Here is a 15,312-nt window from a genome sequence, read left to right as displayed (position 1 = left end):
CTATTAGCCCCCGTTACGCTTCAGTGCGATCTCTTCGTGATGGCGTTTTTCGCCAATCATGACGACCACCAGCAGAATAACCGCCAGCACGCTACCGCCAATCATCACCATAAAGCCGCCGTCCCAACCGAAGAAGTCAACGGTATAGCCAACAATGGCGCTCGCCGCTACGGAACCGCCGAGATAACCGAACAGACCGGTAAAGCCAGCCGCCGTACCCGCCGCTTTTTTCGGTGCCAGTTCCAGCGCATGCAGACCAATCAACATTACCGGACCGTAGATCAGGAAGCCGATGATGATCATACAAGCCATATCCACGTTCGGGTTGCCTGCCGGGTTCATCCAGTAGACGATAGTCGCGATAGTCACCAGCGTCATAAAGAACACGCCGGTCGCACCACGGTTGCCACGGAAGACTTTATCCGACATCCAGCCGCACAGCAGCGTGCCCGGAATACCCGCATATTCATACAGGAAGTAGGCCCAGGATGATTTATCCAGCGCGAAATGTTTCACTTCTTTCAGATAGGTCGGGGACCAGTCCAGGATGCCGTAACGCAGCAGATAAACAAACACGTTGGCGATAGCGATGTACCACAACAGTTTGTTCGGCAGTACGTATTGCATGAAGATCTGCTTCGCAGTCAGCTCTTCTTCCGCTTTCTCGTTGTAATCGTCCGGGTAGTCGTTCTTGTACTCTTCGATAGGCGGCAGGCCACAAGACTGCGGCGTATCACGCATCAGAGCAAAAGCAAACAGCGCGACGACGATCGCACCGAAAGCAGGCATGTACAGCGCCGCTTTCCAGTCATTGAACCAGGCCATACCCAGCAGGAACAACAGAGGAGGCAGACCACCGCCCACGTTGTGCGCACAGTTCCAGACGGAAACAATGCCCCCACGCTCTTTCTGCGACCACCAGTGCACCATGGTACGACCACACGGCGGCCAACCCATTCCCTGGAACCATCCGCAGAGGAACAGCAGCACAAACATAACCGCAATGCTCGAAGTCGCCCACGGCACAAAGCCCATGAACAACATGACAGCGGCGGCCAGAATCAGACCCGCTGGCAGGAAAACGCGCGGATTCGAGCGATCCGAAACGGACCCCATGATGAATTTCGAAAATCCGTAAGCAATGGAGATACCGGATAACGCAAAACCCAGATCGCCACGCGAGAAACCTTGCTCAACCAGATACGGCATCGCAAGGGCAAAGTTCTTACGTACCAGATAGTACGCGGCATAGCCAAAGAAAATCCCCAGAAAGATCTGCCAACGTAATCGACGATATGTCGGGTCGATCTCCGCTGCAGGCAAACGCGCCGTGTGTGACGCTGGTTTAAAAATGCTCAACATAGTGTAGCCTCCGTGGCCGTCTTTCATTCGAAGTAAACACTGCAGTTCGTCATTACTACCCTACCGCTCCCAGTGTGGCCGCGATGTTAAGGAAAGATACATAACAAAAATGTGAAACGCTGCACATATTGTTACAGATTTATGACAAATGTTCATAAAGGCGCACGAAATCACGTTTCATTTTCGAATAATGAGCGATTATGCGCGAAATCAAACAATCCATGTTTTTTATGTGGCTAAATGATAAAAAACGAACTGTGAGGAAAAACAATGAAAATTCGCGACTCGCAAACAAGTGACGTGATTATCATTGGTGGAGGAGCAACAGGTGCAGGGATCGCACGCGATTGTGCGCTGCGCGGGTTGCGCGTCATCTTAGTGGAACGCCACGATATCGCCACAGGGGCGACCGGACGTAACCACGGTCTGCTGCACAGCGGTGCACGCTACGCCGTCACCGACGCTGAATCTGCCCGGGAGTGCATCAGCGAAAACCAAATTCTCAAACGTATCGCCCGTCATTGCGTTGAGCCGACGGACGGTCTGTTTATTACCCTGCCGGAAGATGAACTCTCCTTCCAGGCAACCTTTATTCGCGCCTGTGAAGAGGCCGGTATTCGCGCAGAAGCAATTGACCCTAAGCAGGCGCGCATTATCGAACCTTCCGTCAACCCACAGCTGATTGGCGCGGTAAAAGTGCCGGACGGCACGGTTGATCCTTTCCGCTTAACCGCCGCCAACATGCTGGATGCGCGTGAGCATGGCGCAGTAATTTTAACGGCGCATGAAGTGACGGGACTGATTCGTGAAGGGGCAACGGTTTGCGGCGTGAACGTACGCAATCATCTGACGGGTGAGATGCAGTCTCTGCATGCGCCGGTAGTCGTCAACGCCGCCGGGATCTGGGGCCAGCGCATTGCGGAATATGCCGATCTGAGCATCCGTATGTTCCCGGCCAAAGGTTCGCTGCTGATTATGGATCACCGCATTAACCAGCATGTCATCAACCGCTGTCGTAAGCCGTCTGACGCCGATATCCTAGTGCCCGGTGATACCATTTCGCTGATTGGCACCACCTCACAGCACATTGATTACGATGATATCGACAGCAACCGCGTCACCGCAGAAGAGGTCGATATACTGCTGCGTGAAGGCGAAAAACTGGCGCCGATTATGGCGAAAACGCGCATTTTACGCGCCTACTCCGGCGTGCGTCCTCTGGTAGCCAGCGACGACGATCCAAGTGGCCGTAACGTCAGTCGTGGGATTGTACTGTTCGATCACGCCCAGCGTGACGGACTGGACGGGTTTATCACCATTACTGGCGGCAAATTGATGACCTACCGCCTGATGGCAGAGTGGGCCACCGATGCCGTTTGCCGTAAGCTGGGCAATACCCAACCTTGCACAACGGCAGACACGGCGCTGCCTGGCTCACAAGAATCGACCGAGCATACGCTCAAACGCGTGATCTCGTTGCCCGCGCCACTGCGCGGCTCAGCGGTCTACCGTCACGGCGATCGCACCCCTGCGTGGCTTAGCGAAGGTCGTCAGCACCGCAGCCTGGTCTGTGAATGCGAAGCGGTCACTGCAGGTGAAGTGCAGTACGCCGTCGAGAATTTGACCGTCAACAGCCTGGTGGATTTGCGTCGCCGTACCCGTGTTGGAATGGGGACCTGCCAGGGCGAATTGTGTGCCTGCCGCGCCGCAGGTTTGCTGCAACGTTTTAATGTCACCACCGCCGCGCAATCTATTACCCAGCTTTCCGATTTCCTCAATGAACGCTGGAAAGGCGTGCAGCCTATCGCCTGGGGAGATGCGCTGCGCGAAAGCGAATTCACACGCTGGGTCTATCAGGGATTGTGCGGTCTGGAAAAGGAGCACCAGGATGAAATTTGATACCGTCATTATCGGCGGCGGCCTGGCCGGACTACTGTGCGGCCTGCAACTGCAAAAAAGCGGTTTACGCTGCACGATTGTCACTCGCGGCCAAAGCGCCCTGCATTTCTCCTCCGGCTCACTGGATTTGCTCAGCAACTTACCCGATGGCCAACCGGTGACGGATATAGAAGCAGGCCTGAATGCGCTGCGCACTCAGGCACCCGCGCACCCGTACAGCACCATCGGAACGCACAACGTCCTGGAGCTGGCCCAGCAGGCGCAAAATCTTCTCGAAGAATGCGGAACGCATTTGCAAGGCAAGGTACATCAGTCACATCAACGCATCACCCCGCTGGGAACGCTACGCTCAACCTGGTTAAGTTCCCCGGAAGTTCCGGTCTGGCCGCTGTCCGCGCAGCGTATCTGCGTTGTAGGTATTAGCGGTTTACTGGATTTTCAGGCACATCTCGCCGCGGCGTCACTGCGTCAACGCAATCTCAGCGTCGAGACGGCAGAAATCGATCTGCCTGAGCTGGATGTCCTGCGTGATAACCCGACCGAGTTTCGCGCCGTCAATATTGCGCGCCTGCTGGATAACGAAGATAAATGGTCGCTGCTCTATGACGCTTTACTGCCAGTAGCAAAAACCTGCGACATGATAATTATGCCGGCCTGCTTCGGTCTGGCGGATGAACAACTCTGGCAATGGCTTAACGAGCGTCTCCCCTGCTCGCTGACGCTGTTACCGACCCTACCGCCTTCGGTACTGGGTATGCGTTTGCATAACAAATTGCAGCGCCAGTTTGTGCGCCAGGGCGGCGTCTGGATGCCGGGTGATGAAGTGAAGAAAATCACCTGTCAGGATGGCGTAGTCAGCGAAATCTGGACCCGTAATCATGCCGATATTCCTTTGCGGCCACGTTTCGCCGTGCTCGCCAGCGGCAGCTTCTTCAGCAGCGGGCTGGTCGCCACGCGTGAGGCCATCTACGAACCTATCCTGGGGCTGGATGTACAGCAAACCGCCACGCGCGCCGAGTGGTATGAGCGTGACGTCTTCGACCCACAACCGTGGCAGCAGTTTGGCGTTACGACCGATGCCGGGCTGCGCCCGTCGCTGGCGGGACAAACGATAGAGAACATGTATGCCATCGGTTCCGTTCTCGGCGGATTCGACCCTATCGCCCAGGGTTGCGGAGGCGGCGTGTGCGCTGTTAGCGCCTTACACGCCGCACATCATATTGCGAAACGTGCAGGAGGCCAGCAATGAGCGACACACGTTTTGAAAGTTGTATCAAATGCACGGTGTGCACCACGGCCTGCCCGGTAAGTCGCGTCAATCCGAACTACCCTGGTCCTAAACAGGCCGGACCGGACGGTGAGCGTCTGCGCCTGAAAGATGGCGCGTTATATGACGATGCGCTGAAATACTGCATCAACTGTAAGCGTTGCGAAGTAGCCTGTCCGTCAGATGTGAAGATTGGCGATATCATCCAACGCGCGCGCGCCAAATACGACACAACGCGTCCGTCGCTGCGTAACTTTGTCTTAAGCCATACCGATTTGATGGGTAGCGTGTCCACACCGTTCGCCCCGATAGTGAATACCGCCACCTCACTCAAACCGGTGCGTCAGCTGCTGGATTACGCGCTAAAAATCGACCATCGCCGTACGTTGCCGAAGTACTCTTTCGGCACCTTCCGCCGCTGGTATCGCAGCGTTGCCGCTCAGCAAGCGCAATATCAGGATCAGGTTGCCTTTTTCCACGGCTGTTTTGTGAATTACAACCATCCGCAGCTCGGCAAAGACCTGATCAAAGTGTTGAATGCGATGGGAACCGGGGTGCAACTGCTGAGCAAAGAGAAATGCTGCGGCGTACCGCTGATTGCCAACGGTTTTACCGATAAAGCGCGTAAGCAGGCGGTGAGCAACGTGGCCTCCCTCAGAGAAGCAATTGACGGCAAAGGCATTCCGGTGATCGCCACCTCATCAACCTGCACCTTTGCACTGCGTGATGAATATCCGGAGGTGCTGGACGTCGACAACTCAGGTCTACGCGAACACATTGAACTGGCAACCCGCTGGCTGTGGCGCAAGCTGGATGAAGGCAAAACGCTGCCGCTGAAAACGCTGCCACTGAAAGTGGTCTACCACACGCCATGCCACATGGAGAAAATGGGCTGGACGCTCTACACGCTGGAACTGCTACGACAAATTCCAGGGCTGGAGCTATCGGTGCTGGACTCGCAATGTTGCGGGATTGCCGGGACATACGGCTTTAAAAAGGAAAACTACCCGACATCGCAGTCCATCGGCGCACCGCTATTCCGCCAGATTGAAGACAGCGGCGCTGATATCGTCGTCACCGACTGCGAAACCTGTAAATGGCAGATTGAGATGTCTACCAGTAAGCGCTGCGAACACCCCATCACCCTGCTTGCCAAAGCGTTAGGTTAATTCTGTTGCCCGGTGGCGTTGGCTACCGGGCATTTTTGCGAATGCCGTTGTACATAACTGAATACGTTGCAACCGGACGTATTTACCTCTGACTCCTCCACGCAAAAAATCAATTCCTCAAATGCACCCCGCGTCATTCGTAGGTATCGTCACACCATCTTCTCCCTCTGGTGACGGACTACCATGGCTAAATCAGCAACATCAACACCGTACGATGCGGTTTTTAAAAGATGGTTTCTTATCCTGAGAATAATTATGTGAAGCACACAAAACCAATACTGACAGGCTGTAACCAGATTGCTGCGGCAATCGTCAAATAAATTAGCCTTCAGGTTAATTTTGAATGGTTATGAATTAGCCTATGAGCTAACATTTATTTGGAGTGGGCAGCCATATGTTTAGCGTTGTTTATCACCCTGAGGCCAGGGCAGAAGCAACTGCATTACCCGTAAAAATTCGGGTTAAGTTTGACCGGCTCATTGGTAAGCTGGAACATAACGCCCAGTTGTTGCGGGAGCCGGATACGAAACCCCTTGGCGATGGATTTTTTGAGATCCGCACGATGGGTACTGATATAGCCAGAGGTATCTGGCTATACCATAAAGGCAACACTATCATCATGCTCCGCGTTTTCATCAAGAAATCACAGAAAACGTCAGCAAAAGAAATCGAACTCGCCAAAAATCGGTTAGCGGAGGTGCTTAATGAAACTGGTAAGCCATAAAGAACTGCATAACGAATGGATGCAGAATGATGAGTTTCGTGCTGCATGGCGGGAAGAAGAACGTAAAGAGATGCTTAGAGAACTGCTTGCAGAATGGCGGAGGCATAACAACCTGACGAAAGCCCAGGTTGCCGAACGTATGGGGGTGACGCCTCCGGTTATTTCCCGCCTTGAAAATAACATTACCAAAGCCAGTATTGATACATTGACTCGCTACGCCTACGCCTGCGGCATCAAAAAACCAGTCATCGCCCTGTATTGATTAACCCGCTACTCCGGAGCCGGTCTGTTGGAGAAAATCATCTCTGTGCATATTTCGTGGTAAGAATATTATGTGAGTTAATCAAAATCAGACGGCGCACGGGAACTCAAGCTTCATCTGTCAACTTCATATCAGTTTCCGCTGGTGGATATCACGATGGTATCTGACGACGTGACAGAGCATCACCATTAGGAGCTATTTCAGGCCCGATGGCGCTACACCACCGGGCCCGATATTAATAACTGATTTTCAACGTTTGCGTACCCTGGTCTGGCTTAAACATTGCCAGCCTGCGATCCAGCGCTTCGGTATAAAGCATGGTATCCACGCCTACCGCGACAAAATTTGCTCCCCATTGCAGACATTTCTGCGCCATTGCTGGGTCAACAGCGAGGAAACCGGCTGCTTTTCCGGCTGCGCGAATACGGCGAATGCTTTGCTCAATGATCCGCTGCACCTCCGGGTGTCCGGCATTATCCGGGTAGCCTAACGACGCAGAAAGATCCGCCGGACCAATAAAGACACCGTCAATACCGTCAACGTCCAGAATGGCATCCAGATTATCCAGTGCCGCTTTGCTTTCGACCTGTACCAGCAGGCAGAGTGATTCATTAGCCTGGGCCATATAATTGTCGATACGCCCCCAGCGCGCCGCCCGTGCCACGCTGGCGCCGACACCACGCTCGCCGAGCGGTGGATAACGAGTCGCGGAAACCACCTGAAGCGCCTGCTCTGCGCTGTCGACCATCGGGACAAGCAGCGTCTGCGCGCCAATATCCAGCACCTGCTTGATCAACGCTTTACTGCCCTCCACCGGGCGAACCACAGGCTGGCTGGCATAAGGCGCAATCGCCTGCAACTGATGGTAAAGATCCTGCACCGTGTTCGGCGCGTGTTCTCCATCAATCAGCAGCCAGTCATAGCCCGACGTCGCGGCAATCTCCGCCATGTAAGAGGTGGTCGAACTAAGCCACAGGCCGACCTGGACTTCCCCTTTGCGTAATCCTTCTTTGAAGGGATTTGATAACAATGCGTTCATAACGATCCTTACAACGTAGATAAGATTAATGATGCGCAGCGCCTGCTTGTGAAACTGAACGATTCACACTCAGCGTAAAGATGATTAGCGAGCCAATAATCGCGACGCCCGCGAGGACCAGCAGGCCCGCCGCATCGCTGGCAAACACCGTTTCGGCTTTGACGCGCAGAATGGGAGCAATAAAGCCGCCGACGGCACCAAACAGGTTGACGAAGCCGATCCCCGCAGCCAGAGCCGTCCCGGAAAGAAGTTGCGTTGGCATCGTCCAGAACACTGGCTGTACCGCAATGAAACCGACCGCCGCGACGCAGAGCGCCACAATCGCCAGTACCGGTGAAACCAGCCCGGAAAGGCCAATGCCGATTCCTGCCGCCAGCAGCGTCAGCGCGGCAACATTACGCCGGTCGCCAGTGCGATCGGAGTAGCGGGGAATAAGCCAGGTACCAAACAGCGCCGCCACCCACGGAATTGCCGCCACGACCGAAGCCGTAAAGCCCACTTTTGTCCCTAACAACGCAGCAACCTGAGTTGGCAGGAAGAAGATCAGGCCATACACCGCCACCTGGATCGTCAGATAGATAATCGCCAGTTGCCAGACACGGCCATTACGCAGCGCATCCGACAGGCGCGAAGTGACCTTTTTCTCCTCTTCACTTGTCAACTGGCTAATGAGCACCGCCTTTTCCTCCGCGCTCAGGAAACGCGCCTGCTGCGGGGTATCATCCAGCCAGAAGAAGGTGAAAATACCCGCGCCTACCGCCAGTAAACCTTCGATAACGAACATCCAGAACCACCCTGGATGCCCCATAAAGCCGTGCATCTCCAACAGCGCACCGGAAAGCGGCGATCCCAGGGTTAACGCCAGCGGCGCCCCCATGTAGAACAGCCCCATGATGCTGGCGCGGTTACGCTGGGGGAACCACTGGGACGTCAGGTAGATCATACCGGGGAAGAAGCCCGCCTCTGCCGCCCCCAGCAGAGTACGGATAATCAGGAATTTCGATTCAGTATCCGCCCATGCCATCGCCGCAGAGAGGAATCCCCACAGCAACGTGGTGGTACCAATCCAGGTTCTGGCACCAAATTTACGCATCAACAGGTTGGCAGGAACCCCCAGAAAGGCGTAAACCACAAAGAAAATCCCCGCGCCCAACGCATAAGCTTCGTTGCTCAGACCGGTATCAATCTGATAGGTCTCTTTGGCAAAACCGATGTTCGAGCGGTCAAGAAACGCCAGCACATACAGCGCCAGCATAAAGGGAATCAAACGGGCGCGGTTTTTCTTCACTACACCATCAAGTAACGTGGTACTCATAGCAAGATCCTCAAAGAAATGAGGGCGTTGCCGTGGCATTGGCAACGCACTGGTCATTAGTGGCTATAAGGGCGCTTCAGATTGCAGTCGCGGTTAAGCTCGACGCCAAATCCTGGTTTGTCGAGCACCGACTTATGAATGCGGCCATTGACGGGTACCGGTTCGTCCAGAAGGATCGGATCAAACTGTGGACGCATCGTTGAACAATCCGGGCTGGTCATCAAAAACTCGCTGAACGGGGTATTGGTGAACGTGATCACCGCATGGTGCGAGTAAACCGAGGAACCATGCGGCACCACCAGCTGTCCGCGCGATTTAGCAATAGCGGCAATTTCCACCAGCGTGGTTGACCCACCGCACCAGCCCACATCCGGCTGCATGATATCGATGCCGGTTTCTGAGAGTGTGCGGAAGGACTGCAGCGTCCCGTGGTGTTCACCGCTGGTGACCATCATCCCCGCCGGGGCGTTACGTTTCAGCTCGCGATAACCTTCATACTGCTGCGGCGGCAGACACTCTTCGACCCACTTCAGGTTGGACGGTGCGCAGGCATGGGCCAGTTTGGTGGCATAGTTCACGTCCTGACTCATCCAGCAATCGAGCATCAACCAGAAATCCGGACCGCATTTCTCACGCATGTCGGCTACCATTGCCGCATCTTTGCGGATCCCTGCATCCCCGTCGTGCGGCCCCCAGTGGGTCGGCATTTTGCCGCCAATAAAGCCCATTTCTTTCGCCAGATCAGGGCGCGCTCCGGTCGCGTAGAATTGAATTTCGTCGCGTACCGCGCCACCCAATAGTTTGTAGACCGGTAAACCCACCACCTTGCCAAACAGATCCCACAGCGCCAGATCCACGCACGAGATGGTGTTCATCACCAGACCGCCGGAGCCGGAGTAGTACATCGTTGCGCCCAGCATCTGGTCGTGAATGAGTTTGATATCACTGACGCATTTCCCTTCAATAAAACGATTGAGATGCTTTTCCACAATAAAGCACCCCATCTCCCCTGCCGTGGAAACAGCAAAACCGGTCTGTCCGTTTTCAGCTTCCACTTCAACAATCAGTGTTCCTAATACGTTGATGCCAAAGGACTGGCGCGATTGATCATATTCACGATATTTGCTCATTGGCGTGGCGATATGATCGTCAATCCAGTGGTTAGCGCCCTGATCGTGATAGTCGCCGCCGCCAGCGCCTTTATCCGCCGTAGCACCACCGGTAAACCAGGCACGAACGTGTTTAATTTTAGGTAGGGTCATGGTGTTCTCCTTTTTATGAAGCGAGTGAGTCGAAGGGACTTTTCCATCCCAACAGGCGTGAAATATCCCTGGCGCAGGCAATCGCTTTACCGGCCAGATAATCACGGTTCTCTTCGTTAATTTGCAGACGAGTGCCGACAACTGAAATCGCGGCGGTCAGTTCATTGTTAGCGTTAAAAACAGGCGCTGCGACGCAGCGAACATCGGGATAATCTTCGCCATTATCAAAGCTCCATCCACGCTGTCGAATACGCTCCAGCTCGTCATTCAACTGCTGTGGCCTGGTGATAGTGGTCGGCGTTGCCTGTTCCCATATCAGCTGTTCAATAATGGCTTTTCGTGCGGCTGCCGGTTGCCAGGCCAGCAGGCATTTGCCGATACCCGAGCGATAGAGCGAAAGACTTTTCCCTTCGTGGGAGCGCACGCTGATAGTGGATGACGATTCCACTTTCAGAATGTAATACGCGCTTTCGTGGTCGATGATCCCGAGATGGCAAAGTAACCCTGTCTCATCCATCAGCTGTGTCAGCCGTGGACGCGCCAGTTCACGTAAATCCATCTTGCTCAGCGCATGCCCGGACAACTCAACCAGCTTGGTCCACAGGCAGTAATTTTCCTGATGATCAATGCTGATAAAGCGCTGACGCTTCAGTTCGTTAAGTAACAGGTACGCGGTGCTTTTTGGAATACCCAGCGCCTCTATGATGGTGGCGGCGCTACATGGGCCGATACGCGCAATGAGATTGAGTATTTCGATCGCCCTGGTGAGCGCGGGAACTTTGCTTGATTCCAACATACTGGACTCCAGTCTGAGATACTGGAATCAGTGTGGTAGGTTAAGGGGGTTAAAATTGTGAAGCGCATCAAATCCTCTCGTTCTTCCAGCTGGCTGGAGAAAAAACGAGCATAATTGTGAACTAACGCACGGATTTTTTTACAGAGAGTACAACAGGTTGGACTGATAACGGGAAGGCCAGTATGCCTTCCCATAACAAGCGCGTGAGAGAGTGCAAGTCAGGAAGGCAGCGTCAGGGATTCAACCACTTCTATCCAACCGTGTTCGCTGGCAATATCCTGCCCGTTGAGCCAACGGCGCAGCATATTGAGCGCCATCATTGCACACACTTCCTGACGCACCGACAAACTATAACGATTAGCGTTCAGCCGTACGCGTAAGGCATGCGTTCCATCAGGCGTTGCCAGCGCAAAGTTAATATGTTCGTTTTCGAAAGCCGATACCGCCAACGCCAGCCCGGCATAATGGTTGCCGCGTCGTTCGGTTATCCAGTGTGCCGTTTGCGCCAGCGTTTCTTCCTGGGGCGGAACCACTTCGCTCGCCAACAGCGGAGCATTCACGCGCGAAAGCTGCAGCGCCACCAGACCGCCGGTGAATTGTTCGCTTAGCGTCAGGCTGTATTGCCGTTCCTGCAACGTGCGGGCGATTTGCGCGGGTAAACCTTCCGTACCTTCGAAAATCATATTCTGCCCGGCAACCCGCTTAACTTCTGGCCACAGCGCCAGCATCGCTTCCCGTTGGGAATCCGGCCCGGTCAGCTTCAGTTCGATAATCGGCATTGACGAGCGGTAGCCCATTGTCACTCCCGGAGGCAATTGCAGCGGATCCAGGCTCTGCGCCAGCTCGCTTTCAGAACGACCAAAGGTGGTTAATCGCAGGCATAGCGGGGGTTGAGACAGCGAAAAACGCTCACGCAAACGCGGCAGGATCTCATGCTCAACCATGACTTTAAATTCTGATGGCACTCCCGGGGTAAAGAACATCAGGCAGCGGTTAAGCTTCAGGGCAAACCCACACGCGGTTCCTACCGGATTATTGATGAATTCCGCGCTGGCAGGTAGCTCAGCCTGTTTGCGGTTACTCGGTGCCATCACGCGTCCACGATCGCGGAAATAACGCGTCATCTCGGCGAGCCATGCTTCATGCAGCACCAGCCCTTCACCTTTTGCCGTGGCCGCCGCCAGCGCGCTCAAGTCATCGCTGGTTGGTCCCAGACCGCCGTTAACGATCAGTACATCGGCATGTTCGCTACGCTCACGCAAAACGGCGACCAAATCATCAAGATTGTCACCTACCGTGTTGCGACGGGTTAGCGGTAACCCCTGATTAAAGAAAAAATCGGCCAGCCAGGCGGCATTCGTGTCGACGATTTGTCCGTGCAACACTTCATCCCCGGTGGATAGCATCTCCACGTTTAACATCGTGTTCTCCTGCTTTTATGATGAAAACACTATAACGCATGGAGGGGGGAAGGCGCGACTGAACGCCGCGCCGGAAAAATCAGAAACTCGCGTTAACCCCAACGTACGGGCCGTCAGCAATCGCGTTATCGCGGTTACCGTCTTTGCCTGCCAGGTTCAGGTAGCGATAACCGGCTTCAATGCTCAGCGGACGCATAATGGTCAGACGCGCACCTGCATTCGCTTCTTCATAGCTGTCGATACCGCTGGAAAGAGAATCGGGAGAGTAATAATACTCGCCAAACAGGCGGAGGCTGTCGCCAATCGGCCACTGCAAACCGCCACCGACCGCCGCCGCGTAACCCTCGTCACCATCATTCGGGTTAGTATAAATGCCTTTCCCACCGACCGTTGCCAGCAGCGGACCGAGAGGAATATTCAGACCCAGTCCCAGACCGGCCGCATCGCCGTCGTCATCGTTATGCATCCAGTTACCGCTGACGGCCAGACCGGTGGTCTCAGTACCCATACCGAAACTCAGGTTGGTGTAGTCTTCGCCAGCCTGGCCGCTGATGCTAATCGCGCTCGCCGACGCGGAAACAAACAGCATTCCGGCAAAACCCAACATTAAACTTTTTTTCATTTTCTATCCTTTCCAGCAAGAATCAAAACATAGCCCCAAAACCGGTGAATTGTACTGTCAGATCACGAGGAATCAATGCACTAAAAAAGCGATGCAATAACATATTGTAAGCAAATACTACTCACAAGATTTAGATAAGGTTAAATTCTTGTAGCAATTACGCCACTGATGGCAGCAGAACGCCATTTTCTACAAACATCCTGTTTTCCCTGCCAAAGCGGCGTTATTCGTCGATGAAGCGTTTTTTCTACCGCCAGCAAAAGGTAAGATGCGTGCACGATGGAATTTTCTATACCTCCCCCTACAAGGATTCGACTTATGCGCCAAAGAACAATTGTTTGCCCATTAATTCAAAACGATGGCTGTTATTTACTGTGCAAAATGGCTGACGACCGCGGTGTGTTCCCCGGTCAGTGGGCGCTTTCTGGCGGCGGCGTTGAACCGGGTGAACGTATTGAAGAAGCTTTGCGCCGTGAAGTAAGAGAAGAGCTGGGCGAACAACTGGTGTTATCAGATATTACGCCATGGACCTTCAGTGACGATGTTCGCACCAAAACATACGCCGATGGCAGTCAGGAAGAGATTTATATGATTTATCTCATCTTCGATTGTGTGGCGGCTAATCGTGAAGTGAAGATTAATGAAGAATTCCAGGCATTCGCCTGGGTTAAAGCGGAAGATCTCGGCTCCTACGATTTAAATATCGCCACGCGTAAAACGTTAACCTTGAAAGGGTTGCTGTAAATTATCATTTTAATAACGGCATATAATTAGCATTCTTAATAGCGGCATTGCGCTCATCAGTCTGCAGATAACAGCAATGTCGCCCAAACACTCAAGAACCTACATGATCTTTTTTTCATTAAGATAAATAAAAAACACGCTATTCCTCTCTCTTTCCCAAACCTTAAACTCTTAAGGATAAATTAACCTTCCGTCATTACCCTTTGAAGCCTGATGAAATAATTAACGACGCCCCTGTTTATCACTAAAAATAAAACGTCGGTGGCGTTAAATGGCTTGAAGGAATAATGATGTCTGACTTTTTGCCTTTCTCTCGCCCGGCAATGGGGGCTGAAGAACTTGCTGCTGTGAAGACGGTTCTGGACTCTGGATGGATAACCACCGGCCCGAAAAATCAACAGCTGGAAGAAGCCTTCTGCCAGCTCACGGGAAATCAACACGCCGTCGCCGTCTGCTCCGCTACGGCAGGAATGCACATCACACTGATGGCGCTGGACATCGGTGCAGGCGATGAGGTCATCACACCGTCAATGACGTGGGTTTCTACCCTCAACATGATTGTCCTGTTGGGTGCGACGCCAGTCATGATCGACGTCGACCGCGATACGCTCATGGTCACACCGGAGCAAATTGAGGCCGCCATCACCCCGCGAACCAAAGCCATTATTCCGGTACATTACGCAGGCGCCCCCGCCGACCTGGACGCGATTTATGCCATTGGCGAACGCTATGGCATTCCGATTATAGAAGATGCGGCCCACGCCGTAGGGACGTTGTATAAAGGTCGTCATGTCGGCGCGCGCGGCACGGCAATATTCTCATTTCATGCCATCAAAAATATTACCTGCGCCGAAGGCGGGTTGATCGTTACCGACGACAGCCAGCTTGCCCAACGGCTTCGCAGCCTGAAGTTTCACGGTCTGGGCGTTGATGCCTTTGATCGACAAACCTATGGCCGGGCGCCGCAGGCCGAAGTTCTTGCGCCAGGGTACAAGTACAACCTCACGGATATCAACGCCGCCATTGCGTTGGTACAACTAAATAAACTGGAACACCTGAACTCACGCCGGGCGCAAATTGCCTGCGAGTATCAACAGGCGCTGGCCGATACGCCATTTCAACCACTGAGTCTGCCCCAGTGGGCGCACGTTCACGCCTGGCACCTGTTCATCATTCGCGTTGACGAAGCCCGCTGCGGTCTGAGCAGAGATGCCTTAATGGAGGCGTTAAAGGCCAAAAATATCGGCACCGGTCTGCATTTTCGTGCGGCCCATACGCAAAAATATTACCGCGAACGCTTCACTACCCTTTCGCTCCCCAATACAGAATGGAATAGCGCGCGCATTTGCTCACTGCCGTTATTCCCCGACATGACCGCCGATGACACCCAGCGGGTAATTACGGCACTTCGCGAGATTGCAGGACAATAA

At 53.7% G+C, this 15,312-nt stretch carries 14 protein-coding genes; 7 read left to right on the top strand and 7 right to left on the bottom strand.

Translation table 11 applies throughout. The features are described from left to right. Positions 1-3: 3 nt before the first annotated feature. Positions 4-1,362 carry a glycerol-3-phosphate transporter gene (gene glpT, locus HV311_RS07810; RefSeq protein WP_016153802.1) on the bottom strand — a complete coding sequence of 453 codons (1,359 nt, stop codon included), beginning with the start codon at positions 1,360-1,362 and terminating at the stop codon, positions 4-6. Positions 1,363-1,632: 270 nt separating this feature from the next. Here glpT and glpA point away from each other — a divergent pair, with 270 nt between their 5' ends. From glpA to HV311_RS07785, 5 genes are all read left to right on the top strand, one after another. Next, positions 1,633-3,261: an anaerobic glycerol-3-phosphate dehydrogenase subunit A gene (gene glpA / locus HV311_RS07805; RefSeq protein ID WP_191220937.1), complete on the top strand. Its 1,629-nt coding sequence runs from the start codon at positions 1,633-1,635 to the stop codon at positions 3,259-3,261. Next, positions 3,251-4,510 (top strand): glycerol-3-phosphate dehydrogenase subunit GlpB, encoded by a 1,260-nt coding sequence (glpB, locus tag HV311_RS07800; protein WP_046275944.1) that lies wholly within the window; start codon positions 3,251-3,253, stop codon positions 4,508-4,510. Before glpA ends, glpB begins: the two co-directional genes overlap by 11 nt. Continuing rightward, on the top strand, positions 4,507-5,697 hold the full coding sequence (gene glpC / locus HV311_RS07795; protein WP_137380911.1) for an anaerobic glycerol-3-phosphate dehydrogenase subunit GlpC: 1,191 nt from the start codon (positions 4,507-4,509) through the stop codon (positions 5,695-5,697). The genes glpB and glpC overlap by 4 nt, the downstream gene beginning before the upstream one ends. A 394-nt stretch (positions 5,698-6,091) precedes the next feature. Continuing rightward, a complete protein-coding gene (locus tag HV311_RS07790) occupies positions 6,092-6,421 on the top strand; it encodes a type II toxin-antitoxin system RelE/ParE family toxin (RefSeq protein WP_191220936.1) in 330 nt (109 codons plus the stop codon). Then, the gene (locus tag HV311_RS07785) at positions 6,402-6,683 is read left to right on the top strand and encodes a helix-turn-helix domain-containing protein (protein ID WP_191220935.1); all 282 of its coding nucleotides are present in this window, start codon (positions 6,402-6,404) and stop codon (positions 6,681-6,683) included. Before HV311_RS07790 ends, HV311_RS07785 begins: the two co-directional genes overlap by 20 nt. A 235-nt stretch (positions 6,684-6,918) precedes the next feature. Here the strand turns inward: HV311_RS07785 and yfaU are convergent, their stop codons facing one another. From yfaU to HV311_RS07755, 6 genes are all read right to left on the bottom strand, one after another. After that, positions 6,919-7,722 (bottom strand): 2-keto-3-deoxy-L-rhamnonate aldolase, encoded by an 804-nt coding sequence (gene yfaU, locus HV311_RS07780; RefSeq protein WP_191220934.1) that lies wholly within the window; start codon positions 7,720-7,722, stop codon positions 6,919-6,921. Positions 7,723-7,747: 25 nt separating this feature from the next. Continuing rightward, on the bottom strand, positions 7,748-9,037 hold the full coding sequence (locus HV311_RS07775; protein WP_016153808.1) for an MFS transporter: 1,290 nt from the start codon (positions 9,035-9,037) through the stop codon (positions 7,748-7,750). A 56-nt stretch (positions 9,038-9,093) separates the two neighbouring features. Continuing rightward, the gene (rhmD, locus tag HV311_RS07770) at positions 9,094-10,299 is read right to left on the bottom strand and encodes an L-rhamnonate dehydratase (RefSeq protein ID WP_191220933.1); all 1,206 of its coding nucleotides are present in this window, start codon (positions 10,297-10,299) and stop codon (positions 9,094-9,096) included. A gap of 13 nt (positions 10,300-10,312) precedes the next feature. Next, a complete protein-coding gene (locus HV311_RS07765) occupies positions 10,313-11,095 on the bottom strand; it encodes an IclR family transcriptional regulator (protein ID WP_016153810.1) in 783 nt (260 codons plus the stop codon). A 218-nt stretch (positions 11,096-11,313) separates the two neighbouring features. Then, entirely contained in the window at positions 11,314-12,516 is a 1,203-nt protein-coding gene (locus HV311_RS07760; RefSeq protein WP_131405180.1) for a nicotinamide mononucleotide deamidase-related protein YfaY, read from the bottom strand. 79 nt (positions 12,517-12,595) lie between these two features. Further along, positions 12,596-13,138: a YfaZ family outer membrane protein gene (locus HV311_RS07755; protein ID WP_016157029.1), complete on the bottom strand. Its 543-nt coding sequence runs from the start codon at positions 13,136-13,138 to the stop codon at positions 12,596-12,598. A gap of 318 nt (positions 13,139-13,456) precedes the next feature. Here HV311_RS07755 and nudI point away from each other — a divergent pair, with 318 nt between their 5' ends. Together nudI and arnB are read left to right on the top strand one after the other, a co-directional pair. Beyond that, complete coding sequence (nudI, locus tag HV311_RS07750) at positions 13,457-13,882, top strand: nucleoside triphosphatase NudI (RefSeq protein WP_016153813.1); 426 nt, start codon at positions 13,457-13,459, stop codon at positions 13,880-13,882. Between the two features lie 290 nt (positions 13,883-14,172). After that, positions 14,173-15,312, top strand: a complete 1,140-nt coding sequence (gene arnB / locus HV311_RS07745; protein WP_109017491.1) for a UDP-4-amino-4-deoxy-L-arabinose aminotransferase — start codon at positions 14,173-14,175, stop codon at positions 15,310-15,312.

This window comes from Citrobacter sp. RHBSTW-00881 (assembly GCF_013728515.1).
Classification (GTDB): domain Bacteria; phylum Pseudomonadota; class Gammaproteobacteria; order Enterobacterales; family Enterobacteriaceae; genus Citrobacter; species Citrobacter braakii.
Note: the sequence above shows the minus strand (reverse complement) of the source record. Positions and strands in the feature narration are given on the sequence as shown.

Excerpts from the sequence above, each read along its gene's own strand:
- glpB (WP_046275944.1), top strand. The coding sequence starts at position 3,251 with ATGAAATTTGATACCGTCATTATCGGCGGCGGCCTGGCCGGACTACTG.
- glpA (WP_191220937.1), top strand. The coding sequence starts at position 1,633 with ATGAAAATTCGCGACTCGCAAACAAGTGACGTGATTATCATTGGTGGA.
- HV311_RS07760 (WP_131405180.1), bottom strand. The coding sequence starts at position 12,516 with ATGTTAAACGTGGAGATGCTATCCACCGGGGATGAAGTGTTGCACGGA.
- glpT (WP_016153802.1), bottom strand. The coding sequence starts at position 1,362 with ATGTTGAGCATTTTTAAACCAGCGTCACACACGGCGCGTTTGCCTGCA.
- yfaU (WP_191220934.1), bottom strand. The coding sequence starts at position 7,722 with ATGAACGCATTGTTATCAAATCCCTTCAAAGAAGGATTACGCAAAGGG.
- arnB (WP_109017491.1), top strand. The coding sequence starts at position 14,173 with ATGTCTGACTTTTTGCCTTTCTCTCGCCCGGCAATGGGGGCTGAAGAA.
- HV311_RS07765 (WP_016153810.1), bottom strand. The coding sequence starts at position 11,095 with ATGTTGGAATCAAGCAAAGTTCCCGCGCTCACCAGGGCGATCGAAATA.
- nudI (WP_016153813.1), top strand. The coding sequence starts at position 13,457 with ATGCGCCAAAGAACAATTGTTTGCCCATTAATTCAAAACGATGGCTGT.
- HV311_RS07755 (WP_016157029.1), bottom strand. The coding sequence starts at position 13,138 with ATGAAAAAAAGTTTAATGTTGGGTTTTGCCGGAATGCTGTTTGTTTCC.
- HV311_RS07775 (WP_016153808.1), bottom strand. The coding sequence starts at position 9,037 with ATGAGTACCACGTTACTTGATGGTGTAGTGAAGAAAAACCGCGCCCGT.
- HV311_RS07790 (WP_191220936.1), top strand. The coding sequence starts at position 6,092 with ATGTTTAGCGTTGTTTATCACCCTGAGGCCAGGGCAGAAGCAACTGCA.
- rhmD (WP_191220933.1), bottom strand. The coding sequence starts at position 10,299 with ATGACCCTACCTAAAATTAAACACGTTCGTGCCTGGTTTACCGGTGGT.
- glpC (WP_137380911.1), top strand. The coding sequence starts at position 4,507 with ATGAGCGACACACGTTTTGAAAGTTGTATCAAATGCACGGTGTGCACC.
- HV311_RS07785 (WP_191220935.1), top strand. The coding sequence starts at position 6,402 with ATGAAACTGGTAAGCCATAAAGAACTGCATAACGAATGGATGCAGAAT.